Origin of the sequence: Vibrio pelagius (assembly GCF_024347575.1) — a bacterium.
GTDB classification, from domain to species: Bacteria; Pseudomonadota; Gammaproteobacteria; order Enterobacterales; family Vibrionaceae; genus Vibrio; species Vibrio pelagius.
In genome coordinates, this window is the sequence record NZ_AP025504.1 from 973,696 (window position 1) to 998,180 (window position 24,485).

General features: G+C 42.8%; 22 protein-coding genes and 1 pseudogene. 8 read left to right on the plus strand and 15 right to left on the minus strand.

What is annotated here, in order from left to right; translation table 11 throughout:
* Positions 1 to 67: 67 nt before the first annotated feature.
* Genes fhuB through vsple_RS18535 form a run of 3 tightly spaced genes read right to left on the minus strand, consistent with a single transcriptional unit; the run spans position 68 to position 3,756 of the window.
* Positions 68 to 2,065 (minus strand): Fe(3+)-hydroxamate ABC transporter permease FhuB, encoded by a 1,998-nt coding sequence (gene fhuB / locus vsple_RS18525; protein WP_261883357.1) that lies wholly within the window; start codon positions 2,063 to 2,065, stop codon positions 68 to 70.
* Entirely contained in the window at positions 2,062 to 2,973 is a 912-nt protein-coding gene (locus tag vsple_RS18530) for an ABC transporter substrate-binding protein (protein WP_261883358.1), read from the minus strand. The genes fhuB and vsple_RS18530 overlap by 4 nt, the downstream gene beginning before the upstream one ends.
* Positions 2,974 to 2,988: 15 nt before the next feature.
* Entirely contained in the window at positions 2,989 to 3,756 is a 768-nt protein-coding gene (locus vsple_RS18535) for an ABC transporter ATP-binding protein (RefSeq protein ID WP_261883359.1), read from the minus strand.
* 150 nt (positions 3,757 to 3,906) lie between these two features.
* Between vsple_RS18535 and vsple_RS18540 the strand changes: the two genes are divergently transcribed.
* Together vsple_RS18540 and vsple_RS18545 are read left to right on the plus strand one after the other, a co-directional pair.
* Positions 3,907 to 5,106 (plus strand): MFS transporter, encoded by a 1,200-nt coding sequence (locus vsple_RS18540; protein ID WP_261883360.1) that lies wholly within the window; start codon positions 3,907 to 3,909, stop codon positions 5,104 to 5,106.
* 751 nt (positions 5,107 to 5,857) lie between these two features.
* Positions 5,858 to 6,094 carry an HP1242/YdcH family protein gene (locus vsple_RS18545; protein ID WP_261883361.1) on the plus strand — a complete coding sequence of 79 codons (237 nt, stop codon included), beginning with the start codon at positions 5,858 to 5,860 and terminating at the stop codon, positions 6,092 to 6,094.
* Between the two features lie 72 nt (positions 6,095 to 6,166).
* On the opposite strand, the pseudogene vsple_RS18550 reads toward vsple_RS18545, so the two are convergent.
* The 8 genes and pseudogenes from vsple_RS18550 to vsple_RS18585 all read right to left on the minus strand — a co-directional run.
* Positions 6,167 to 6,304 (minus strand): annotated as a pseudogene (locus tag vsple_RS18550) (SDR family NAD(P)-dependent oxidoreductase); the annotation flags it as partial.
* A gap of 195 nt (positions 6,305 to 6,499) precedes the next feature.
* Positions 6,500 to 8,059: a glycerol-3-phosphate dehydrogenase gene (gene glpD / locus vsple_RS18555; RefSeq protein WP_255232197.1), complete on the minus strand. Its 1,560-nt coding sequence runs from the start codon at positions 8,057 to 8,059 to the stop codon at positions 6,500 to 6,502.
* Positions 8,060 to 8,296: 237 nt separating this feature from the next.
* Positions 8,297 to 9,082, minus strand: coding sequence for a DeoR/GlpR family transcriptional regulator (locus vsple_RS18560; RefSeq protein WP_255232196.1), 786 nt, complete (start codon positions 9,080 to 9,082; stop codon positions 8,297 to 8,299).
* 201 nt (positions 9,083 to 9,283) lie between these two features.
* Entirely contained in the window at positions 9,284 to 10,810 is a 1,527-nt protein-coding gene (glpK, locus tag vsple_RS18565; RefSeq protein ID WP_261883362.1) for a glycerol kinase GlpK, read from the minus strand.
* A 59-nt stretch (positions 10,811 to 10,869) separates the two neighbouring features.
* On the minus strand, positions 10,870 to 11,724 hold the full coding sequence (locus vsple_RS18570) for an MIP/aquaporin family protein (RefSeq protein ID WP_255232194.1): 855 nt from the start codon (positions 11,722 to 11,724) through the stop codon (positions 10,870 to 10,872).
* 539 nt (positions 11,725 to 12,263) lie between these two features.
* Complete coding sequence (gene arsB, locus vsple_RS18575) at positions 12,264 to 13,319, minus strand: ACR3 family arsenite efflux transporter (protein WP_261883363.1); 1,056 nt, start codon at positions 13,317 to 13,319, stop codon at positions 12,264 to 12,266.
* 130 nt (positions 13,320 to 13,449) lie between these two features.
* Positions 13,450 to 13,788, minus strand: a complete 339-nt coding sequence (locus tag vsple_RS18580; RefSeq protein WP_032550585.1) for an ArsR/SmtB family transcription factor — start codon at positions 13,786 to 13,788, stop codon at positions 13,450 to 13,452.
* A gap of 133 nt (positions 13,789 to 13,921) precedes the next feature.
* Positions 13,922 to 14,446 (minus strand): HPP family protein, encoded by a 525-nt coding sequence (locus vsple_RS18585; protein ID WP_261883364.1) that lies wholly within the window; start codon positions 14,444 to 14,446, stop codon positions 13,922 to 13,924.
* 142 nt (positions 14,447 to 14,588) lie between these two features.
* Here vsple_RS18585 and vsple_RS18590 point away from each other — a divergent pair, with 142 nt between their 5' ends.
* A complete protein-coding gene (locus tag vsple_RS18590; RefSeq protein ID WP_261883365.1) occupies positions 14,589 to 15,128 on the plus strand; it encodes a TetR/AcrR family transcriptional regulator in 540 nt (179 codons plus the stop codon).
* A gap of 264 nt (positions 15,129 to 15,392) precedes the next feature.
* Here vsple_RS18590 and vsple_RS18595 read toward each other — a convergent pair whose 3' ends face one another.
* Both vsple_RS18595 and vsple_RS18600 read right to left on the minus strand, forming a co-directional pair.
* Positions 15,393 to 16,736, minus strand: a complete 1,344-nt coding sequence (locus vsple_RS18595; protein ID WP_261883366.1) for a GGDEF domain-containing protein — start codon at positions 16,734 to 16,736, stop codon at positions 15,393 to 15,395.
* Positions 16,737 to 17,996, minus strand: coding sequence for a GGDEF domain-containing protein (locus tag vsple_RS18600; protein WP_261883367.1), 1,260 nt, complete (start codon positions 17,994 to 17,996; stop codon positions 16,737 to 16,739).
* Between the two features lie 512 nt (positions 17,997 to 18,508).
* On the opposite strand from vsple_RS18600, the gene vsple_RS18605 reads away from it, so the two are divergent.
* On the plus strand, positions 18,509 to 19,306 hold the full coding sequence (locus vsple_RS18605) for a Cof-type HAD-IIB family hydrolase (protein ID WP_261883368.1): 798 nt from the start codon (positions 18,509 to 18,511) through the stop codon (positions 19,304 to 19,306).
* A gap of 80 nt (positions 19,307 to 19,386) precedes the next feature.
* Here vsple_RS18605 and vsple_RS18610 read toward each other — a convergent pair whose 3' ends face one another.
* Positions 19,387 to 20,589 (minus strand): MFS transporter, encoded by a 1,203-nt coding sequence (locus vsple_RS18610; RefSeq protein WP_261883369.1) that lies wholly within the window; start codon positions 20,587 to 20,589, stop codon positions 19,387 to 19,389.
* Between the two features lie 84 nt (positions 20,590 to 20,673).
* Here vsple_RS18610 and soxR point away from each other — a divergent pair, with 84 nt between their 5' ends.
* The 3 genes from soxR to vsple_RS18625 all read left to right on the plus strand — a co-directional run bounded on the left by soxR (position 20,674) and on the right by vsple_RS18625 (position 23,205).
* Entirely contained in the window at positions 20,674 to 21,120 is a 447-nt protein-coding gene (soxR, locus tag vsple_RS18615; RefSeq protein ID WP_255232187.1) for a redox-sensitive transcriptional activator SoxR, read from the plus strand.
* Positions 21,121 to 21,246: 126 nt separating this feature from the next.
* Positions 21,247 to 21,897: a DsbA family oxidoreductase gene (locus vsple_RS18620; protein WP_261883370.1), complete on the plus strand. Its 651-nt coding sequence runs from the start codon at positions 21,247 to 21,249 to the stop codon at positions 21,895 to 21,897.
* A gap of 111 nt (positions 21,898 to 22,008) precedes the next feature.
* Positions 22,009 to 23,205 (plus strand): winged helix-turn-helix domain-containing protein, encoded by a 1,197-nt coding sequence (locus vsple_RS18625; RefSeq protein WP_261883371.1) that lies wholly within the window; start codon positions 22,009 to 22,011, stop codon positions 23,203 to 23,205.
* On the opposite strand, the gene vsple_RS18630 is transcribed toward vsple_RS18625, so the two are convergent.
* Positions 23,197 to 24,078 (minus strand): LysR substrate-binding domain-containing protein, encoded by an 882-nt coding sequence (locus vsple_RS18630; protein ID WP_261883372.1) that lies wholly within the window; start codon positions 24,076 to 24,078, stop codon positions 23,197 to 23,199. The two genes, vsple_RS18625 and vsple_RS18630, sit on opposite strands and share 9 nt — an antisense overlap.
* A 106-nt stretch (positions 24,079 to 24,184) precedes the next feature.
* On the opposite strand from vsple_RS18630, the gene vsple_RS18635 reads away from it, so the two are divergent.
* The gene (locus tag vsple_RS18635; protein WP_261883373.1) at positions 24,185 to 24,484 is read left to right on the plus strand and encodes a putative quinol monooxygenase; all 300 of its coding nucleotides are present in this window, start codon (positions 24,185 to 24,187) and stop codon (positions 24,482 to 24,484) included.
* Position 24,485: the final 1 nt, after the last annotated feature.

The following is a 24,485-nucleotide window of genomic DNA, read 5'->3' on the forward strand; positions in this document are numbered from 1 at the left end:
AAGAAAAAAGCCCAGTGATTAATTGGTCACTGGGCTTTCTTAGCGAGTCTTGGTTAGTGAAATCGCGTTAGCGTCTCATCAGGTAGAGGAAGTAACCTCCACCAATCAAAGAGGCGAGTAGACCCGCCGGGAACTGCCACGGGAACCAGAGTGTTCGACCAATCCAATCGGCACAAACCATGATAACGGCGCCGAGTACGGCAGCGGTGAGCATTTGAGGCATGGCGCGATATTGGTGAAGTGAGCGGGCCATATGGGGAGCCAATAGACCGATGAAACTCAGTGGGCCGATTACAATCGTGCATAACGTGGTAAGTGCCGCGACAAGCAGCAACAACGCTAAGCGCACTAGGGTTGTGTTCATACCCAAGCTCGTTGTGGTGACTTCGCCTAGGTTGATGAGTTCTATCCAGCGATGCAGCGACAGTGACAATGAACCGATCACCAAAACGCCGACGGCAAGCAAAATGACATCACTCCATGCGACAAGGTAGGTGGAGCCGGATAACCAAGTCAGAAGTGCGGTTGCGTTTTCGTTGCCAGAGCTCATCGCAATTCGTAGCAGAGCGTCTAAGCCTGCACTGAGTGCAATACCTGTCAGTAGAGTTTGGGTTGGGGCAAAGTTGTGTTTGCGCCCCATTAACCAAACCACACCAGTGACCGATGCTGCGCCTATGGTTCCCAATAACATCTGCTGTTCACGCTCAATCGCACCACCCATCAAAGTACCAAGTACCAGTGCCAAAGCAGCGCCAGAACTGATGCCGAGAACTTCCGGGCTAGCCATTGGGTTGCTTGATATACGCTGAATGATAGTACCAGCAAAGGCCAATCCAATACCGGCAAACAGTGCAACAAGTACCCGTGGTAAACGAAGTTCAAGCAGAGATGGACTTAACTCTAGGCTCCAACCAAGTTGGTTTCGCCCGAGTGTGATTGAAACCGCACATACAATGACGAGTACCAACAGCATGACAACAAGCACCTTGCCAGTGGCAACATGTTTGAAATGTTCAATGTGTTCACCGCGACTTTTCAGTTCGGAGTTCAGCTTAGTTCGTTGAAGGAGCCACAGTAGGAAAGGTGCGCCAATCAGAGCAGTCATGGCTCCAGTTGGCAGAAGTTCACCACCTACGCCAGAAAAGGGTTGGATGATTAGATCGACGGTGAGCAAGATAGCCGAACCAATGAGCCCACTGGTTATGACCTGTTTGGCAAGTGCTCGCACGCCGAGCATACGCGCAATGGCTGGTGCAACAATCCCAACAAAACCGATAATTCCTACTTCGCTTACAACCGCTGCGGTGATGAAAATCGCCAGTGACAAGCAAAGAAGTTTCACTTGTTTGATGTTAACGCCCAGCGATGTCGCGACATTATCGCCAAACTGAAGTGAGGCTAGGGGGCGCTGTAGCATCAGCAGCAGTAACGTAGGGAGGCAGATCAAAGGCAACAGAATCTGAGTACTGGTCCAATCGTTTTGGTTGAGCACGCCTGCTCCCCAGACAAACAAGCTTGTGAGTTTCTGTTCATGCAGCATGAGTAACATGGTATTCAACGAGCCCAAAAACAGGCTTACGACCATACCAGAAAGCACCATGTGCAATGGTGAGTAACCACGAGTTGAGCTCAGCAAGAACACTAATCCGGTAGCTAAACATCCGCCGATGAAGGCGGGAATGAAGCTTGGAAAATTCAGACCTGCAGGCAAAAACAGAATACCCAGCACCATGCCCAATTCTGCACCTGCTGCCACACCTAGAGTTGTCGGTGAAGCAATTGGGTTTCTCAGTACAAACTGCATTACACACCCCGCGACTGCAAGAGCAAATCCGCAGAGCAGGGCGACGGTGATTCTAGGCAGGTAAGTTAAATGAGTAATGATGTGTTGGTAGTTGGTGGGGTCATAGTCAAACAAGGTGTCCCAAATGAGGCCAACCCCTTGAGAGTATGGAGCGGTTATCTGAAGCAGTGAACCGATCACCAAAACAGCAGTGACGACTAGCCCTGCTGTTTTGATTCCAAGTACACCAAATTTTGGTGGTGAAGCGTGAACTGAGATCATGGTTGTTGATTTAAAGGTTTGTTGGTCAATTGCGCGGTAATGTGATCGCTAAATCTTTGGGCTGCAATCAGTCCACCAAATGTCCAGATTGCGGGTAATTCGTAGACCGAGTCAGTACGAGTGAAAGCCATTGCTTGCCAAAGTGGAGAGCGAGTCAGTTGATTACGTTCGTCATCGGTCAGAGGGCCAAATACCATCACATTGGCTGTTTGATGTTCTGCGATTTTTTCGATTCCAGCTGTGCTAAAGCCCCAAAGGTTTGTTTGTTCATTCCAGTCGTTTTTCAGGCCCATTGCATGGATAGTGTCTTGAGCCAATGAACCTTCACTATGAATTCGCAGCGTTTTGTCATTGATAAAACGCGTGAAAAGAAGTGGTTGAGTCGAATTACCTGCTGCGTTTACTTGCTCACCGTTTGTTGAAAGGCGCTGCTCGGTTTTGCTAATCACTTGCTGTGCTTGCTCTTCACGTTCAAACAGTTGTCCTAATGAGCGTGTGACCGATTTTGCTGATTCCAGGGGTTGTTTCTTCTCGCTATAGATACTAAAAACTAATACCGGAGCGATTTTGTTAAGCGGTTCATAGGCTGCGGCCATGTGTTTGCTGATCAAAATGACATCAGGTTGAAGTTTGGTGAGTAGTTCTAGGTTCGGTTCTCTGCGAGATCCCACATCAACTGCCTGTTCGTTGAGTTGTGGTTCAACCACCCATTGTTTGTAACCCTCTGCATCGGCAATGCCTTCGAGATCGACACCTAAACTCAGAACGGTTTCAGATAGCGCCCAATCCAAAGCGACAACTTTGGTCGGTGTGGTTTCGAAGCTAGTGGTGCCCATCTCATGAGTCACGTCTAAGGCATGAGCATTGAGACTGAAAGTGCATACAAGCAGGGTAAAGAATTTTTTCACAACACGTTCCTTCTTTTAGGGGATGTAGCTGATCGGTTGGCCTGTTATTGGATGGCTGAATAGCGCGAGCTCCATACCGTAGATCTTGGTGAGCGTCTCTGGGGTCATCATCTCTTGCGGAGAACCTGAGGCAATGACCTGACCAGAGTGCAATGCAATCAGATGGTCACTGAACTTAGCAGCCATGTTTACATCATGAAGTACCATGATGACCGTTAGATTTAGTGACTGATTAAGCTCGCGAATCAATGCTAAGAGCTCGTGCTGGTGGGCAACATCAAGCGCTGATGTGGGTTCATCAAGCAAGATGCATTGGCTTTGTTGAGCTAATAACATCGCGACCCATGCGCGCTGTCTTTCACCGCCCGACAGTGTGGCGACGAATCGATCGGAAAACGAGCTTAGTCCGACTTTCTCAATCGCGTCATCGACGATTGCGTAGTCATCTTTGCTGTAACGCCCAAATGCTCCTTTCCAAGGGTAACGACCAAAGCAAACCAACTCGCGAACTGTTACACCATCGGTGATCGGTGGGTGCTGAGGTAGGTAAGCGACTTGATGGGCAAATTCAAGATGACTGAACGATGCAAGCGGCTTTTGATTAAAGGTAACTTGCCCTTGAGTAGGACTATTTTGACGGCTTAATAACTTAATTAAAGTCGACTTTCCGCACCCATTATGGCCGAGTAATGTCGTGACTTTTTTAGGCTCAAAATTCAGGCTCGTAGGAGAAAGAATTGTCTTACCGTCGATTTCAAATGATGCATTGGTAAGCTGATACATAATGAAATATGAAGTTGAGTTATAGGTAAAGAGCCGTTAATGTTATCATAATGAAATTAAAATGATAATTATTCACATAATCAATAATAATAAATTCTGATCTGGCGTTTTTCATTTCGAGCTTATTCACTCTTATTACGCCCTTAAATTATGCTAGCAATTAATAATAAAACTTTTCACTTAATGTCAATTGGCCTCATTTCTGCGTTGATGGGAATAGGGCAAAATGGACTACTTGTATCCTTACCATTTTTGGTTGAACAGTCTGCTTTTGATCTGCCCACTTGGTCTGCGTTGATTGCGGTGGGCAGCTTGCTCTTTCTTCCATCAGCCCCATTTTGGGGACGATATAGTGATAAACACGGGCCGAATCGAGTGGTTATCCAAGCACTATCAGGGATGACCATCAGTTTTCTGTTACTTGCACTCTTCTCTATGGTGAGTCTATCGGAGGGGATTAATGTATCGGTATGTTTTTTCGGACTGATTATCGCAAGGGTTATTTATGGATGCACCGTATCTGGAATGGTACCTGCGAGTCAGCATTGGGCAATAATATTGTGCGGAGAACAACACAGACTAAAGGCGATAACAGCAGTCAGCATTGGATTAAGTAGTGGGCGATTATTGGGGCCTATTGTTTCTATTTTTGCACTCAAGTTGAATCCTTTCGCACCGTTATTTTTGATGGTTTTTTTGCCATTGGTTGCGCTTATTTTTGCGTTTTTCATGCCTATTCCAAAGGTAGAACCTTCTATTTTCAATAATAAGAAACGTGAATCTTGGTTACCTAATAAAAGCTTATCGCCATACCTCATTACTGGGCTGCTACTTTGTGCATCGGTCGCGTTATTGCAATACAGTTTATCGCCCTTGATCTATTCGTTTACGGAGTGGCCCTCTGAGAAACTAAGTGACGCGATCGGTATTTTATTGAGCATAAGTGCTGCAGTGACACTGCTTTCCCAGGTATGGATTGTGAAGAAAGAGAGGGTGACGCCTAGAATGATGTACTGGGTTGGCTCTATCGCCTTCTTGATTGGGATGTCGCTGTTCACTATTCCTCAGTTATTAACCTTTGGGTTGGCGATGGCTGTCACCTCTGTGGGCGCTGCATTATTGGTGCCTGCTTATACTGCGTCAGCAACGGATAAGTGGAGTAACTCGCCGGGGACGGTGGCTGGTTACATTTCTATGTCTCACACCATAGGTTATGGCGTTGCGGCGATGTTGGCATTCAGCGTTGTGATTAACCCACTGTACCCGATTTATCTTTGTATTGCTTTTTCTGCCACGATTATCGTTTTGGCCTATTGGACAAGACAATCGAAGACTAAAGTTGTTGGTTGATTTTTGTTCGAACGTCGCACAAAGAAACAAACCATCATTGTGCTCACGAGAGTTCACGTAAAAATGGGATAGTATGACCGTCCCATTTTAGTCATGAGTATTTACAGTGGAGTTAGCCTCGAACTTGAATAATGGCGTGCCTCTACATAGAGAGTAGATTGAGTTTGTAGGAAGCACTTGTGCTGCCCCTTAACCTGTTTTTGTCAAACCTAGATGAAAGTTTTTCCGTGCTCGTTGGGTCGGATATAGGTGGAGCCCAAGAATTATGTGCTGGACATGCTCTATCGAATGAATATGGAGGTCAGGTTATGAAATGGTTTTTTCTATCTTTAACTATCCTGTTTGCTGCAGGCTGTCAGTCAACCACTTCTTCATCAACTGTTGATGAGAGTGGCTGGGAGCATACAGGAAGTTGCGATCACTAATTTTCTGCGTGCTTTTCTGTCGCAACGACATAAATACCCTCAGCTCCTGCTGAGGGTATTTGTTAGGATTCTTGCAAGTAATTCTCAGCTCGTACAATAACGCTATCGACAGTAATCCGATGGCAGCACGAATTTTCATTCATCTCATTATCGGTATTGAAATGGATCATAGCGTGGCGTTCAATCTGACCTCGTTTAAGCACTTTTTATGTTCAAAAATTATCCAATGCTGTGTGCTGAGTCTCATCGTTTCTAGTTGTCAGTTGCTAAGGTGTTTAGGTCACATTCTCTAATTTCAGCCACCATACTCTAGAAAAGAGGTCTCTATGCTAGGTGAAAACCACTCTCTTATTCATGAATTTCCAGAAATGAAAGATAAAATCGCTCAACTTGTAGAGGATAATGAAAGCTTTGCAATCGATATGAAAACCTACAATGACTTGGATAAAGAGATTCGTAAATTGGAGCTAAATGGCTCGCCGATTGAAGATGGTCAAATGCATCAAATGAAACACGATCGTTCAGTGCTTAAAGACTCTCTCTATGCACGATTAACTGCCTAACTAAGGCAAATACAATGATTAGGGCGTCTTGACCTTTCACAGCAAAAATCAACACGCCCTAAGCTCCTAGGGGAGCTTTTGTTCAACGTCTTTTAATTTCTGTGGATTGCGACCGTGCAACAGAACGTGATGACCTTGTTCAACCAGTATTTTTGCTGTTTCAAAGCCAATGCCATCAGTTGCGCCAGTAATTAGAATAACTTTTTGCATGGTATCTATTCCTTATTGAAACGCTGAGTGAGTATTTGTTTGGTTGCGATGAGATGATGAGATAAAGCATAGCAAGGTTTTGAAATGGTGATAATTAGCGGGTGGGTGAAAACACTCTATATATATTTTGTTGAAAATAAAAAGCTTAGCCGGGGGAAGACTAAGCTTTTGGTTGTTCGAATTAGCTAGGTGCTATTAGCTCACTTGAGAAAAACTCACCACTTTTTGCTCAAGTGTCGTCTTTAAGTAGTCCGTCACCATTTGTTGCTCTTCTTCGCTCATGTATAGGCCAAGTTTGGTTCGACGCCAAAGTATGTCTTCTGAAGTTTGAGACATCTCTTGTGTAATCAAGTAGTCGATTTCACGTTGATAAACACCATGTGCCTCCGACGAGAACTTCTTGCCAAGATCTTCTTCACAAGTAGCACCATCTAGTAGATCCCAGGTTTGCGTACCAAACTGCGTGATGTAGCGAAGCAGTAGACCTTTTGAAGCCCAAGGATACTTAGAATTCATCATCTCAGCTAGCTGCTCACGACTGCAGCTAAAGTTACCGCCTGGTAGCGTATCGGTTGCAGTCCATGCTGGCCCCATATTCGGTAGGAATGGCTCTAGCTTTTTCAATGCTGCTTCACCGAGCTTACGGTAAGTCGTGAGCTTGCCACCAAATACTGAAAGCAGTGGCGCTTGATCAAGTTCAGCATCAAGCTCTAGCGTGTAGTCACGCGTGATCGCTTGTGGTGAGTCAGACTCGTCATCACAAAGTGGTCTCACACCGCTGTATGTCCAAACCACATCTTCGGTAGTTAGCTGCTGAACAAAGTGCTGGTTAACAATATCGATTAGGTAATCGACTTCATCATCTGAGATTGCAACTTCGCGAGGATCACCTTTGTATTCAACATCTGTTGTCCCGATGATCGAGAACTTGTCTAGATAAGGGATCATGAAGACGATTCGATTATCTTTGTTTTGAAGAATGTACGCTTGAGGCTCGTCGTGAATACGTGGCACAACAATGTGTGATCCCTTGATTAGGCGAATATTACGCGGTGATTCCTGTTCAAGACCATCATCAAAGAACTGTTTTACCCAAGGGCCAGCGGCATTCACTAGGGCTTTGGCTTTGCGTTCAAATGTTTGATTTGTCATCACGTCGCGAATCGTTACTACCCATACGCCGCCTTCTCTGCGTGCTGCTTCTACGCGACAGTAGTTACGAGTTTCTGCGCCATTTTCTTTCGCGGCAAGCACATTCAATAGAACCATTCGAGCATCATCTACCCAGCAGTCTGAGTATTCGAACCCGACTTTCATTTCGGGTTTTAGTAGACCTGATTGCGCTAAGTTAACTGTCTTACTTGCTGGAAGTGTGGTTCGTTTACCCAAGTTATCGTAAAGGAATAGGCCACAGCGAATCATCCACGCTGGGCGCAAGAATGGGCGATGCGGTAAACGAAAACGCATTGGTCGCGCGATGTGTGGCGCTTTTCTTAACAGAACTTCACGTTCTGCTAGCGCTTCTGATACTAAACGAAACTCGTAGTGTTCTAGGTAGCGTAGACCACCGTGAATGAGTTTTGAACTTGCTGATGACGTGGCTGATGCGTAGTCGCTCGCTTCGTACAAGCCTACCGTTAGACCACGTCCTGCTGCATCTGCTGCGATACCTGCGCCATTAATTCCACCACCGATAACGATCAAATCTAAAGTGGAGGATGAACCATTATTTGTATTATGTTGTTGAGCACTCATGATTTTGACCTCTTGGTGAGCGAACGAGCATTTTTGAAACTCATTTAATCCTACTTTAACTTTCGTTTTTGGTCACTATTTATTTTCGTTTATGAGCGTTTAATGTGATTTGAACATAAAAAAACCTCTATTCGATATTGAATAGAGGTTTTTATTAACAATTGATTAAAGTATAGATTGGTTTTTTGCGTAAGCGAACATATCTGAGTGCAAATGATAGGTTCGCGAAATCAAAACCTATGATGACGGTGTTGAGCGTGTTTCAATTACTTCCAGTGGGATTTCAGCTTCTTTGAGAATAGTGTGGATCTCTTCTGGCGGCTGTTGGTTGGTGAAAACCATGTGTGCTTGGTTAATATTGCCTAATTTCACCATCGCGTTACGACCAAACTTTGAGTGGTCGACAGCAATGAAAATGCTACGACTATTCTCGATGATGGCCTGTTTTACTCGCACTTCATGGTAGTCAAAATCGAGCAGTGAGCCGTCGAAGTCGATGCCACTGATACCTAAGATACCGAAGTCTAAGCGGAACTGCTTCACGAAATCGAGCGTTGCTTCACCCATGATTCCACCATCTTTATTGCGCACTTCTCCGCCAGCGAGGATTACCTTGATTTCAGGGTTTGCCAGCAAGATGGTCGCGACATTGATGTTGTTTGTAACAACACGCAGCTGTTTGTGGTTTTTATTGAGGGCGCGGGCGACGGCTTCCGGTGTCGTTCCGATATCAATAAATAGAGTGGCGCCATCTGGAATGTGTTTGACCACCTCGTCAGCAATGACGTCTTTTTCATTGAAGTTGAGTGTCTTACGCGTGTTGTAAGAGGTATTTTCAGAGCTTAAAGGGATAGTGGCACCACCGTGGTAGCGGCGGATTTTGTTGCTGTCTGCGAGCTCATTAAGGTCGCGTCGAATGGTTTGTGGGCTTACATCAAACTTCTCAACCAGTTCGTCTGTGCTGACGTATCCCTGTGTTTTCACCAGATCGACAATCTGCTGGTGCCTTGGTATCTGCTTCACTTACTGCTCCCATGTGCCTAGATCTCGCTCTAGAACACCAATTTCGAAAATATATACTCGCTCTATTCTGCGCGAATTGGCGCAATGTGAGAAGTTTCTATGCTCAGTTATCGGGGCTAAAACGCAAAAAGAGCACGACAGGCGTGCTCTTTTGAGTTTCGTTTGGTGATTTTGGTTAAATCACACGCGATTTACAACGAATTAATCTTCGTTTTCTTCATCATCGTGAAGTTCAGACCATACTTGTGCACACTTGATTGCACGTTTCCAGCCTTTGTAACGACGGTTACGCTTCTCTTCGTCATGGTGCGGTTCGAATGTGCGATCAAGAACGGCTTTGTCTTGAAGCTCATCAATGTTGTTCCAGAAGCCAACGGCAAGGCCGGCAAGGTAAGCTGCACCTAGCGCTGTCACTTCGGTGACTTCAGGACGGTGAACTTCTGTATCCAGAACGTCAGATTGGAACTGCATTAAGAAGTTGTTCGCTACCGCACCGCCATCAACACGTAGGTTTGCTAGCTTGATGCCAGAATCTGCTTGCATTGCGTCTAGTACGTCGCGAGTCTGGTAAGCGATGCCTTCTAGCGTCGCACGAATGATGTGGTTAGAGTTAACACCGCGAGTTAGACCTACAATAGTACCGCGAGCGTAAGCATCCCAGTATGGTGCGCCTAGACCAGTAAATGCAGGAACAACGTAAACACCGTTCGATGTATCTACTTTTGTTGCGAAGTACTCAGAGTCTTTCGCATCAGCCAGTAGCTTCATTTCGTCACGTAGCCATTGAATTGATGCGCCACCCATGAATACCGCACCTTCTAGTGCGTAAGCAGGTTCGCCTTTCGGACCACATGCAAGTGTCGTTAGTAGGCCGTTTTTCGATGTTACTTTCTCTTGGCCTGTGTTCATCAGAAGGAAACAACCCGTGCCGTAAGTGTTCTTCGCTTGACCCGCTTCAACACACATTTGGCCGTATAGTGCCGCTTGTTGGTCACCCGCGATACCTGCGATTGGGATACGAGTACCACCTTTACCACCTAAGTTAGTTTGACCATAAACCTCAGAAGAGCGTTTCACTTCAGGCATCATTGATGCTGGGATACCCATCTCATCTAGTAGTTTTCCGTCCCAACATAGGTCGTTGATGTTAAACAGCATAGTACGTGATGCGTTAGTGTAATCAGTGACGTGAACACGGCCTTGAGTCATCTTCCACACTAGCCATGTATCAACAGTACCGAACAGTAGCTTGCCCGCTTCAGCGTCTTCGCGAGCGCCTTCAACGTTGTCTAGAATCCATTTAACTTTGGTACCTGAGAAGTACGGGTCAAGGACTAAACCTGTATTGTCACGTACGTAATCTTCTAGGCCACGTGCTTTTAGCTCTTCACAGATATCAGCAGTACGACGACATTGCCATACAATCGCGTTGTAAACTGGTTTACCGGTCTCTTTGTTCCAAACAATCGTTGTTTCACGTTGGTTGGTAATACCGATACCAGCGAGTTCGTCACTGCGGATGCCTGCTTTCGCTAGTGCTTCAACCAGAGTGGAACTTTGTGTTGCCCAAATCTCCATTGGATCGTGCTCTACCCAGCCTGCTTTTGGATAGATTTGAGTAAACTCTCGTTGAGAAGAGCTAACAATGTTCGCATCATGGTCGAGAATAACAGCGCGAGAGCTGGTTGTGCCTTGGTCTAGCGCCACAATGTATTTTTGCTCGGTCATGGTAAGAATCCTTTTTATTTCGTTATCTATATTTTAGTAAATGTTGGAAGGCTTAGGGATTAAGCGCGAGCTTGTTCAGCTTCTTCTTCTGTTTCACATTGATTTGGGATAGTACAACCTTGGCCCGTTGCAGGTAGGTATGCAGAAATGGCTTTCGGATATAACCAACCACCAAAACACGCGCCAGCAATAGGAGCCAGAATTGGAACAATAAAGTAAGGGATGTCACGAGCACCGCTCAGTGCGTAGTCCCAACCTGCAAAGTAAGCGAATAGCTTAGGACCGAAGTCACGTGCTGGGTTCATCGCGAAACCTGTTAGTGGACCTAAAGAGCCACCAATCACAGCAATCAGAATACCGATAAGCAGTGGGTTCATTGCACCGCGAGACGCGCCATTGTTTTCATCGCCAAGCGCAAGAATGGCAAACATTAGAACAGCGGTAATCACAAATTCCACAGCAAAAGCGCCAAAGAAAGAGAGGGAAGCGTGTGGGTAAGTTGAGAAAATACCAGCTGTTGCAAGAGCGTCTTGGCTGCTACGTACGAAGTTATTCGCGATTTCGTAGTCAGTAAACAAGTTGCTGTATAGCGTGTATACCAGCGCTGCTGAGCAAAATGCACCAAGTAGTTGAGAGATGATGTAAGGCACAACCTTCGCCTTATCAAATCCGTGGAACATAGCCAGTGCGATAGTCACCGCAGGGTTAATGTGTGCACCAGATACGCCAGCAGTACAGTAAATTGCGATGGTCACGCCGAAGCCCCATACAATACTGATCTCCCATTGGCCAAATGCTGCACCGGTTAGTACGAGTGCAGCTACACAGCCTACACCGAAGAAAATAAGTAGTCCTGTCCCTATAAACTCTGCTAAGCATTCGCCAAATAGAGAGGGGTGTTTTTTTATTGTCATTGTTCGAGTCCTTGTTAGTTTGCTTGTCTAGCACGTGTATTGTGCATATATTTGCGAACTCGAAAACAAACGAACATTAAAAATGAGCGTTTGAGCATGTATTTGTTAATAGAACGAGGTTTTATTGTTAATTAGCGCAACTTTGATCACAAATGAAGCTCATATGAAAGAAGGATGGTTATTTCGATGATTGTTTCGATAACAGTTTCGAATGTTCACTTTGCGGTAAAGCTACTCGTATGCGCGGTAATGCACAACTGGTACGACAAGCTGAGAGTTTGATTTTGTGACGTTACTGCCTTGATGATCGAAATATAATCAAACACCTGTTTAAATTGCATCCCAGGTTACCCTGGTAATGAACAGAATGTACTAAATTTCGTGCAGCCCAGTCCTAAATATAGTTAGAGCGTTGTTTGAAGAGCCTGCTAGATTAAATGTCTGTGCAGCTGTTGAATGATGTTCGGAAATTAAAAAGGCTCATACCTTTCGGAATGAGCCTTTGGTTTTTGTATCAACAGTGATTTAGTGCGCTCACACTAGTTAAGCGTTTTTACTATTTGACCTGAGTAATACTTGTCTTTCATTTTCAGAGCGACGTTTACTAGGTAAATCAGGACTGGTACTTCGATTAGTGGGCCAATAACGCCTGCGAATGCTTGGTCAGAGTTGATGCCGAACACCGCGATAGAGACTGCGATCGCCAATTCAAAGTTATTACCCGTTGCTGTGAAAGCGATCGATGCGTTCTTGTCGTAATCGATGCCCATCTTTTTACCGATAAAGAAGCTGATAAAGAACATCACTGTGAAGTAAATTGTCAGCGGAATCGCGATTAACAGGACATCCATTGGCAGTTCAACAATCATCTCACCTTTCAGGCTGAACATCAGAACAATGGTTGCTAGTAGTGCAATCAAAGTCATTGGAGAAATGCGTGGAATGAACACCTCTGTGTACCACTGTTCACCTTTCATCGAAACCAAGATCTTACGGCTTAGGAAACCTGCTAAGAACGGGATACCCAAGTAGATCAGTACACTATGGGCGATATCAATCATAGAGATATCAACCATCATACCTTCGTAACCAAACACAGGTGGCAACACGCTGATGAATAGCCAAGCCATAAAGCTGTAGCTCACAACTTGGAAAGCGCTGTTGAGAGCAACCAAAGCCGCACCGTACTCTTTGTTACCGCCACCGATGTCATTCCAAACCAACACCATTGCTACACAGCGAGCAAGGCCGATTAGGATAACGCCAACCATGTAACCTGGGTGGTCACCCAAGAATGTAATTGCGAGAACAAACATCAAGATTGGACCAACAATCCAGTTCATGATGAGTGACAGTTTGATCGCTTGTTTATCTTTAACCACGGTACCCAATAGGCTGTAGTTTACCTTAGCCAGTGGCGGATACATCATTAGGATCAGACCAATGGCCAATGGAATATTGGTGCTGCCTACTGACATCGATTCATTCCACTGTTCAATTTGTGGAAACATGATACCCAAAAGGACACCCAGTCCCATGGCGATGAAGATCCAGAGTGTTAAGTAGCGATCTAGAAAACTCAACTTCGGTTTCATACAATTCTCTCTATTTTATCGCTAATCGTCGAAAGACGATTAATTAAGGCAAAAAAACACACTAATGGAAACAGACTATATTTCGGCCTATCGCTTAGTGTGATCGTTGTTTTCTAGCCAATAATGGCTGTTACTTCAATATGTTATTAAAGATAGATTCAAAGCGCTGAATATTGTCGCGGTCAATGCGGTAACACATCTTAGGTGGGATGGATTCCGCTGTAATAAAACCGCTGGCTTTCAGAATTCTTAGGTGCTCAGAAACCGTCGATTGAGCCAGACCCAATTCGCTAACCAAGTCACTATTCAAACAACCACCGGCCTTCTCTAAAGCAGAGAGAATACTCAAAATACGTATTCTTGCAGGATGAGCAAGTGCTTTGGCTAGGGCTGCCATCTCTTGTTCCGCTTCACTGTTACCAGGTGGTAGCGTGCCGCAGTTACCCTTCGCTTCGCATTGTGCTGTCATGGTGATGTTTCGCTTACTACTAATCGTTAAAAGACGATTAATAGTAGGCCGATTTACTGGGTCGGTCAAATTTATCTTTCTGACTCGTACGCTAACCGTGATCTCATCGTGCTTTAAGCAACTAATCATGTGCTTATTGGTTTTTCTCACCAAGCCAATAAAGTGGCCATGATTGTTCTTCATTACTGTTGTTTAACAGAGCGCCAATAAAAACAAGCGCTAAACTGCCACTTAGCACCGGTGTGATCAGAAATGTCCAATCAATATTGGTGGTGCCAGCAAGTGCTATCACAATGGGATTCGCTCCCGCGGGTGGATGTACCGATCGGAAGTGCTGCATCAACATGATGGCAGTGCCTACTGCGATTGCCATGACGACGTATGAATCGCCAAACATAAACAGAGCCGATAACCCTACAGCGGCTGAAATCAAGTGGCCGAATACGATGTTTCTCGGCTGTGCAAGTGGCGAAGTGGGCACGGCAAAAAGCAGTACACACGTGGCCCCGAATGGTGCCATTAGCCAAGGTATCCCTGAATATTCCCCAAGCAGACACAACACTAAAATTCCCGCAGCTCCTCCGATAAACCCTCTTAATTTTTGCATTGCGCCAGCTTTGGGTGGCAGTGCGCCTCCACCTGATAGTCGATTTCTCATACTCATTTCCTTATTTTAAGTTAGTTAGATGTTTAAAGTGTACAGATCTGTACTGTTTGATTTGAATGATACAGATCTGTACACTTCTTGCAACGGCAGATTTCAAACTGTGTTTTTGAATGTATCTAACGAGTTGAAAGTTATGAGTAAAAAAGAACTAATTCTAGACGTGGCAGAGTCTCTCTTTAATCGGCTCGGTTACACTGCAGTGGGCGTCGATATGATCCGTGACGAAGCGGGTGTTTCAAAGACTTCGATGTATCGTCATTTTGGCTCCAAAACCAAGCTCATTGAGTCTGTATTAGAAAGACGTCATCAGAGGTTTGAAGAGAGTTTAGAGGACTGCATAGCGGTAGCTCATAGTTCGGACAATAAGCTATCTGCGCTGTTGGAGTGGCATTTTAACTGGTTCGCGCAAAACGATTTTAAGGGATGTATGTTCATGCATGCTCTGGCTGAGTTTAAGGAGTCAGAAAGCGAGGTTGTGCGCTTATCTCAACAGCACAAAACTTGGATAAAAAACCTACTTGATCAAGTGATTGGGACATCATCAAACGACGATGTTCGCTCAGAAATGATGATGGTGTTTTTAGAAGGTCTTATTGTTAGAAGCGAATTTGAAAGATTGGAAGCAGACAAAAAGCATTACCACAAAACTTGGTTGACGCTAGCAGGTTGCTGATTCTGTCATGAAAGAAAGACATGTTTAGGACAAGAAATTATTCTCTTGGCTAGCATAACCCAACCCACCATCCAAGACGAAAACGATTTGAGCGGCTACACAATTAATTGTCGTAGCCTTGTGCCTAAATCTCAGTGCAAAAAATTGCTAGGTGGGAGATTCCGTGTAAGCTTAGGAAGTTACAGTACTCAAGTAAATGAGACTTAAACTATGATCAAGCGTTGAATTAGCTTACAGATTAGCTAAGTTCTTTACCTGAATTTTTCAATTTCTCCCCCTTAACTTATCGATGTAAAGAGCATCGTCTGCTCTAGCTATAGCTTGAGATATAGATTCATAAGCTTCTAAATGAACTGCACCACAAGAAATTGACAATCCAATACCACCTATAGAGTGTTTGTTTACTTCCAATTTTACTTTGTCCATAAGTTCGATAGTTTTTGGTGAGCTGCACCCAGGTAAAATTGCGAGAAATTCATCACCGCCTAACCTAAACAAATAATCACTTTCTCTAAAAACAATCTTCAATGAGTTAGCCATGGTTTTTATTGCTTCATCACCAAAAGAGTGACCGAGCTGATCATTTATTTTTTTAATATGATTCCCATCAAATGCTATAATTGCTGTCCCTTCATTTGTATGAGTATCAATAAAGTCATTGTCATTTAATAGCTTTCTATTATTTAAACCTGTTAGCTCATCAGTTATAGCATTTACTTTTGCTTCGATAAGATCTTTCTTGTGTCGTAAAAAATCTAACCACTTGTAAGATAACAATAGTAAGAATAAAAAAACAAAAATGAACACAAAGTAATAATCTATATATTTGTTTGATTTTGAGATCATCAATTTTATTTCTGTTAAGTTATCTAAGTTGTAATAATACTCTTCATACACATCTAAGATTGAATTTTCAATTATAAGATTAACTTTTTTATTTTTATTCAAGTAACTAATGAAATCAAAATTAATAAATAATGGATTGTCTATCACCATATCCAATACAAAATCACCAATAATTTTTTTGGTTTTTTGATCTATTACCGGTGATGATAAAGATATTGTACAGTCTTGATCATCCTGGCATCCAAAAAACAGAGAGAAAACTACTCTATCTTGAATTTGCTCTGAGGTAGAATACAAAGTGCAAGATTCATGTATAGCGCAGTTGTCTACGTTTGAAATTAAACCACTATAGTCATTATTTTTGGTATCGTAGTGTAGAACTAATTTATTTTGATTTGATCTGTAATAAAACTTGGATTTATTACTAGCGAAAAGATCAGGCAAAAAATTAGCACTAAGTTTCATAATTCTAGATATTATTAACTCATCATCTGTAATGCTATAATTTTCATCACTTGAGTATTCGTATACATTAACATCAGTTATCTCATTTTTTGAAAAAACAGGCAAATGTATCTCAGTTTCTGCTAGTAAACTTAGTAATATCAACTTTTGTTTATTAGCTTCTAGTTGGTTTATTATTTCTTCAAATTGAAGAATTTTATTCTCTTTAACTCCTTCATAGTAACTATCTATTGTATAATAAAATACGAATGAAGTAAGACAAAATGACATTAATACTAATCTATATATACTTATCATTTACGAAACTCTATTTCTAATACAATCATTTATGACAGTGTTAAATGTATCTCTTATATTATCGTCAGTAGTTTTTATGGAAGAACTAACCTTTACTTTAACTTTATGATTTTCTATGGAGAATTCATATAGTTCCAATATCTCATTGAGATTATTTACTATAATTTTTGCACATTCCTCTTCTTTTGTTTGAGGGACGCAAATCATGAATAGCCCAGAGCCCAAGTAAATGCTTAAATCTGACTTTCTCATATTTTCTTTAAGAAAGTTAGAAAAGCAAGATAGTAATGTGTTAGTCGCTTCTACACCTAATTTATGATTGTAACTCTTTAGGTTTTTGATGTTTAAAATAACAATTTCAAAGATTGAACCATACCGTTCTATTTCATTTTGCTTTACTTCAAAGAAATCATCAATAGTTCTTATGTTTGGTAAACCAGTGATAAGATCAGTTTTTGATATATGTTCGACTTTGTCAAAATCAACTTTAAGATCTTTAATTGCTTCGTTGATACTCAGACACACACCATCAAACTCCGAAGGAAGATTGTGCGGAGTTGCATTATCATCTTTTTTGTTGATAACACTTTTTATCCAATAAGAAAATTCTTCAAAACTGATTTTTAAAGCATGTCTGAATTTAAAAATACTAATGCAAATAAATGTTAGTAAAGATAGCTCAATAAAACCGTTAAAGTACATCAAGTAATGTATTATTTTTTTAGTGTCACTAATCTCGGTAGCATGTCTTGCATTTATATAATTTTCAGCTGTCTCTCTTTGCTTGATGATTTTTAGCTTTGAGTAATTATATTTTTCATTTTGCAAGCCAATATTATCGTTAGGATTTTCAATTTTTGTGTTAAATGCTAATAACTCAATATTAGACAATTCCTTAGAATCATCTTTTGCTGAAAATAAAAAACTTATCTCAGGGTTGTCCTGTGAAAGATAATTAAAATATTCTTGAATATTTTGATTCTCTGATTGATAGTTATGGTTGTAATTTGGAATGCTTAACTTCTTTGATAAGAAGCTATGGTAGCCACTTGGTAGGTTTAACTCCCCATCTCTTATCTTGACTATCTCATCATATACGTATCTATATTTATCATCATTAGTCAATATGAACATATTAGATAAGTAGCTCAAGTCATCAGATATTTTCTGAACTATATTGTTTATATGAACGAATTCAAGTTGTTTGTTCTTTATTTCAGTTATGTTTGAGTATAGTAATCCAATAGATAATTGAATCATAAGACTTATTAATAATAAGGTTATCGTGACAATTATACTTGCCGAGATCGATTTAAAAATACTTTTTTTCATGTCATTTTATCAATGTATTGGGACTCATGAATGTACATTTATTCATGATTAATAGGAGATTATGCCATTTAAAATCTTTAGTTGTTGTAATACATTCGCACATTCATTTGTAGGGAAAATCCTATAATTTAATAAATGTTCCACGACGTTGTTGACTAAATTAAAGGAGTCCTCTTTCATTCCTACTATTTGAGCGGCCATACCCATTAATTGTTGTAGCCTCGGGTCTGGTAGATTTGTAACAACTTCATTTATTCACTCATAATTTGGGTGAGCACGTAGAGTTTAGTTGTTATAATTCAAACACTTATTTTAGGATGAAAAATGCCCTATGTAAGAAGAGGGTCCAAGCATGGAATTGCTCCCCTTGTTGGGATATGCTTTCGCTCTTGGCTCGCCTCGGCGGGTAGGTGACAATAATTTTAAGGTAAGTTTTGAAGATGCCACACCACAACATTAAATTTATCGCTGCTGATATGGACGGCACTTTACTTAACGAGCACGGTAAGCTCGATCCCGCATTTTTTGACCTGTATGAGAAGCTAGAAACGCAAGATATTATGTTTGCCGCGGCTTCTGGTCGTCAGTACTACAGCTTGATGGAGACCTTTGCTCCGATTAAAGATCGTATGATGTTTGTTGCTGAAAACGGCACACTCGTGATGCATAAAGGTGAAGAACTCTATAGCTGCACGATAGATAAAGCATCGATTCAAGCGATCATCAAAGAGGCGCGCAAAATTGACGGCGCTCATTTGGTTCTTTGCGGTAAGAAATCTGCGTATATCGAAACGCAAGACGAGCAAGCGACAACTGAATTCGCAAAATACTACCACCGTTGCGAGCTAGTGGATGATCTACTGGCGGTTGACGATGAATTCATCAAAGTTGCGATTTGTCATTTCGGTGGCTCGCAAGAATTTGTGAACCCTTCGATTAACGAGAAGTTTGGTCAAGATTTTCAAGTCGTGGTGAGTGCTAAAATCTGGCTGGATGTGATGAATGCGGAAGCGTCAAAAGGTGCGGCGATCAAACATCTTCAGAATACCTTGGACTTCACATACGAACAGACGATGAGCTTTGGTGATTACCTTAACGATTACGAGATGCTTAAACAGAGCTACCATTCGTATGCGATGGACAACGCACACCCACAATTGAAAGAGATTGCGCGTTTCATTGCGCCAAGCAATAAAGAAGCGGGTGTTTTCCAAGTGATTGAAAAGCTTCTTAGTTAATCAATCAAACTCCTCACTCATACGTCGAAAACCAGCTCCCTATATGAGCTGGTTTTTTTATTGCGTCTTCCTTGCAGACCTCAAACACACTGATTAGACAAGGTGCACTCTGGGCTAATCTGCTTAACGAGCTGTGTCATCCAAAATGCTGCGGCTAGTACGATGATGCCAACAATGACAAACCCGTACACAATCGCATCAGTTGAGGCTAAGAAGGCGATCAGCACGTAACTTAAGCTTTGCGTCATAGTGGCGAATAAGGTTAGGCCGCCATCAACGCGTCCTCGATGAGCCATATCCACGGAATGGTGCATCCAGTTAGTTCTTGCGATTCGATTGAGAGCGTTGAACGCCCCTAGTGCTAAGGTTAGCGCGATGATGTAAACCGGATCGCTGAGCTGGCCGATGGCGACTAAGGTTAAGCCTATGATCAGCATCGACAGTTGCATGATGGTTTGATGAGAAACCATGTTGAGTATTTTAGGTATCAACAAACCAATAACCAAAGCTCCTACTCCTAAAGCTATGTTGTAAAGGGCTAACCAATCGCCAGTGATGTCAATTTCAGAGAACCAGATTGGAACCAGACGACTTAGAAAAGTAAGTACCGGATAAGAGAGACACGACGCCATTAAAAAGGCAAAGAAAGAGGGCGATTGAATAACGAGTGTCCTTATCTCAATCAGTTGTTGTTTGAATGGTGTACGAACTGATGATTTTATGCGACGTTGGTAAGGGGTTAGCAGGTAACTAAAAGTGCCTAACAAAGAGGCGACACCTGCAAATAATCCAAACTCAATAATGCTCCACTGCTCCAGCAGAATCACGCCTAAAGCGCCAGCGCCTAGCGTCGTCGATTGCATCACAACTTCTTGATAGCTTGAGATCTTCGCATACTCTGTTTGGTCATAGTTTTCCTGAGTAAACGCATTATTGGTGTGCCAAGCTAAGTTGCTTGATACCCAAAAGATCAATTGCGCTACCCCTAGTACCCATAAGCTTCCCGAACCGATAAGGTAGATGAAAGCGACCAAAAATGCGGTCATAAATTGAATGACCTGCATCCATACCAAAATGTGTTTGCGTGAATGCCTGTCAATCAAGGCTGAGAAATAAGGTGTTGAACAGAAGGTTGTGAGGGTACAAGCCAATGCTGTGAGTGCGACAAACTCTCCTTGACCAGGCTGGCTAAGCATCAACCAGGGTAGCGCCAACATAAATAGACCGGAACTAATGCCATCAAAGAATCGTCCTGCAAGGTAGGGTGGGGTTTTACTTTTCATACTCTGTCCATGTAATTGTGTTCGTTTTGAGCTACTCTAAATCCTAAAGTTAGCTTGAGGTCAACGGCTTTTAGGAGAAAATTTATGCATATGACAGTAGGGCAAGTGGCGAAGCGAGCTGGTGTAAGTGTGCCAACGTTACACTTCTATGAGCAGAAAGGGCTTATTACCAGTACTCGAGATCAAGGGAATCGTCGCCAGTTTGATCGACAAATTCTAAGAAGAATTGCAGTAATCAAAGCAGCGCAAAATATCGGCTTGTCTCTACAAGAGATCATTGATGCGCTAGCAACGCTGCCCACTCATCGAGCACCTAAGAAAGAGGAGTGGGAGCAACTTGCTCTGGATTGGAACAAGCAGTTAGAAGCAAAGATTCAAAGCTTAAAAACACTGCAAAATGAGTTAAGTGGCTGTATCTATTGTGGTTGTTTATCGATGGAGAAATGCAAACTTTACAACCCTGATGATACTAAAGGTGTACATCAAACTGGAGGAAGTTTGATTCAAGGAAGGCCAGAAAGCGAAGAGTAGTTAAGGTGCTTTTCAAGGTAACTCGATGTATATAAGCTATAACTCATTTAAACTTGAACGACTGTTCATAATTATCTATATTGTCTCGACCAGCATAACTGTACGTAGAGTACTAAGTGAAAAACGATGAGTAATAAAATCCAGTTAGATGTAGTTTCCGATGTCATGTGCCCTTGGTGCGTAGTTGGTTACAAGAATTTGGAAAAGGCGATTCAAGAGCTTGGACTAGAACAGAAGGTTGGGCTTACTTGGCAGCCTTTTGAGCTAAACCCAGACATGCCACAAGAGGGTGAAAACCTTCGTGAGCACCTGATGCGTAAATACCAAATCAGTGCGGAGCAGAGTCAGCAAAATCGTCTAAATATCGCTGAACGTGGTAAAGAGGTTGGCTTTACATTCGACTTTTACGATGAAATGAGAATGGTCAACTCCCGTCATCTTCACGTATTGCTTGAATATGCGAATGAGCATGGAAAGCAAACCGACCTAAAACTGCGCTTCTTCACTGCACACTTTAGCGAACAGAAAGACCTTTCTGACCTCAATGTGGTGAAAGCCGAGTTAGAACAAGTTGGTTTAGACGCAGAAAAAGCGCTTGAGCGTTTGAATCAGGCATCTTACATCGAGCAAGTAGAGGCGCAAGAGTTCCAATGGCAAAGATTGGGTATCTCTTCTGTTCCTACGGTTGTGATCAATCGAACCAGCGCTGTGACTGGTGCACAAACGGTAGAAACGTATAAACAGATCTTACTCGAAGAGCTAGAACAAGAGTCATAACCATCTGCATAGCCTATTGAGAGTGTTTGCTGTTTTGTGACTACGTCGTTTTACAGCAAACATATGAATCGATAGGCTATTTTTATTCCCTTCATTACTCTCAGGATCTTTATGGATTCGCTGTCTCTTGCTCAAGCCCGAAAAATTATTCTGCATTCTCAACTGTTGCCACCTAAGCTGGTCAAACAGCCCTCGAAATCAGCCACTTTGTCAGCTATTGAACAGCTCGGTTATATCCAAATTGATACTATTTCAGTGATCCAGCGTGCTCATCACCATACGCTTTGGAATCGAAATGCTCGCTATCAACCTAAAGATCTTGATGTACTGCTCGAACAAAAGCAGATCTTTGAATATTGGTCGCACGCTGCCGCTTATTTACCAATGCGTGATTATCGCTACAGCCTGTATCGTAAAAACGGCTTTAAAACCGGACAGTTGAAACACTGGTATAAGAAAGATCAAAGCTTGATGGACAATGTACTCAAACGCATTGAGCAAGAAGGTCCGTTAATGGCTAAAGATTTTGAGGGTGAACGTGCCAACAAAGGTGGGTGGGGCGGCAAACCTGCTAAACAAGCGTTGGAAACCCTATTCATGCAGGGCGACTTGATGGTGCCCAAGCGAGTTAATTTTCACAAGGTGTATGATTTAACCGAGCGCGTCATTCCTAGCCACATTGATACCAGCGTGCCCAGCGATTTCGAATACGCTCGTTATCTGATCGTCCAATTCTTACAGGCGAATGGAGTGGGGCTTATTTCGGAAATGGGTTACTTACTGAAGAACGTTAAGCCGTTGATTAACCAAGTCTTACAGCAGATGTTGGAGGAGGGAGAAGTGATAGAGGTTGCCATTGATCAGCAAACTTACTATTTACTTCCACACTCAATCGACCTGCTCAAACGACCATTGAGCCGAGGTAAGCTCAAAATCTTATCGCCGTTTGACAATCTTCTGATTCAAAGAAAGCGAATGAATGCCCTGTTCAACTTTGATTATCTGATCGAATGTTATGTCCCAGAGGCCAAGCGTCAATATGGCTATTTTAGCTTGCCTTTGCTGTGGCAGGGCGAGTTGGTAGCGCGCATGGATTGCAAAGCTGACCGTAAACAAGGGTGCTTACACATCAATAATCTAGTGCTCGAAAGTAAGGTTAAACAGCTTGAGGTGTTTATTGAAGCCTTAGTACAAGAACTGCATCACTTCATGGTGTTTAATCAATGTTCACACTGTGTTGTTCATCAGTCTACGCCACTGGAGGTCCGTGATGTTTTAACGCTGCGTATGAAGGAACTATTAGGTTAGGTCTAACTCGTTCAGCAAAAAATCGACAAAAGTTCTGTTTTTCAAAGAGAGTTGCTTAGTTTTGTACAGCAGGTGAACCGGTTTCGGTTTGGGCGCGCATCCTGGCAAAATCTCTTTCAATGTTCCTTTTTCTAACTCCTCTTCAACCAAAATTCGAGGTTGAAGTAATACGCCTACCCCTTGCAAAGCCGCATAGCGAAGTACGTCACCATTATTTGAATGCAATCGAACGTGGTCTGAGGTTCCAGAGTGAATTGCAGTCTGCTTAGTTTGGCTATCACCGCGGCTAGAGTAACTGAAACCTAAAGATGGGTGGTTAGCTAAGTCATCGACCGAGTTAAACTTAGGATGGTTTTCTAAGTAGCAAGGTGACACGGCATAAATCATCTCATAATCGCCCAGATGACGAGCAACCAAACTAGAGTCGGTGAGCTTCCCAATACGCACAATCAAATCGATATCCGTAGAGTAAGGGTCAACCAGGTCATTGTTGAGCATCAGTTCAACGTTAATACTAGGATGCTGGCTCAAGAACTTGGCAATGATGGGAGCCAAAACCTTATTTCCATAGGTGATAGGGCTGTTAATTTTCACCGTTCCTTGGGGCTTGTTTTCGAGTGTCTGAATCAGATTTTCTGCGTTACTGATATCTTCCAATATTCGCTTACACTCGCGGTAATAGAGCTGGCCGGAGTCGGTTAAAGACTGTTTGCGTGTAGTGCGATGAAGTAGTTGGGTATTCAGGCCGGCTTCTAACGAGTGAATGTGTTTGCTGATCATGGTTGCTGAGAGGGAAAAGTGGTCTGCGGCGCGTCGGAAGCTGCCGTGCTCCACCACATAAGCGAACACTTTCATGCTAGTCAGTTTGTCCATGATAAAGCCTTATTAAACACTATTAGTTTACAAATAATAAACGAAACGTGAGTTTATCAATTATTAAGGGGTAATTATATTGGTGAGGATCTAAAACTGTGGAAAGATGAAAATGACGAATTCTATCTTCGTAACGGCTGAACTAAGAATAAAGCCAAACATTGAGCGTGCTGTAGCCATCGAAGCGATTGAGCAGTTCTGCCTAGACATGCAGAGTGAACCGGGTTGCTTACAAGCGATTGCAACCTATGATGAGAAGCAGAGTGATAGAGTTATCTTGCTTGAGCAGTACGCTGATCGTGAGGCGATCAATCAACACTTTGGTATGCCTCATACGCAGGCCTTTATTCAGACGGATATGACTGAACTGGTACAAGCATTTGAAACTCAGAAGCAGGAGAAGTAAG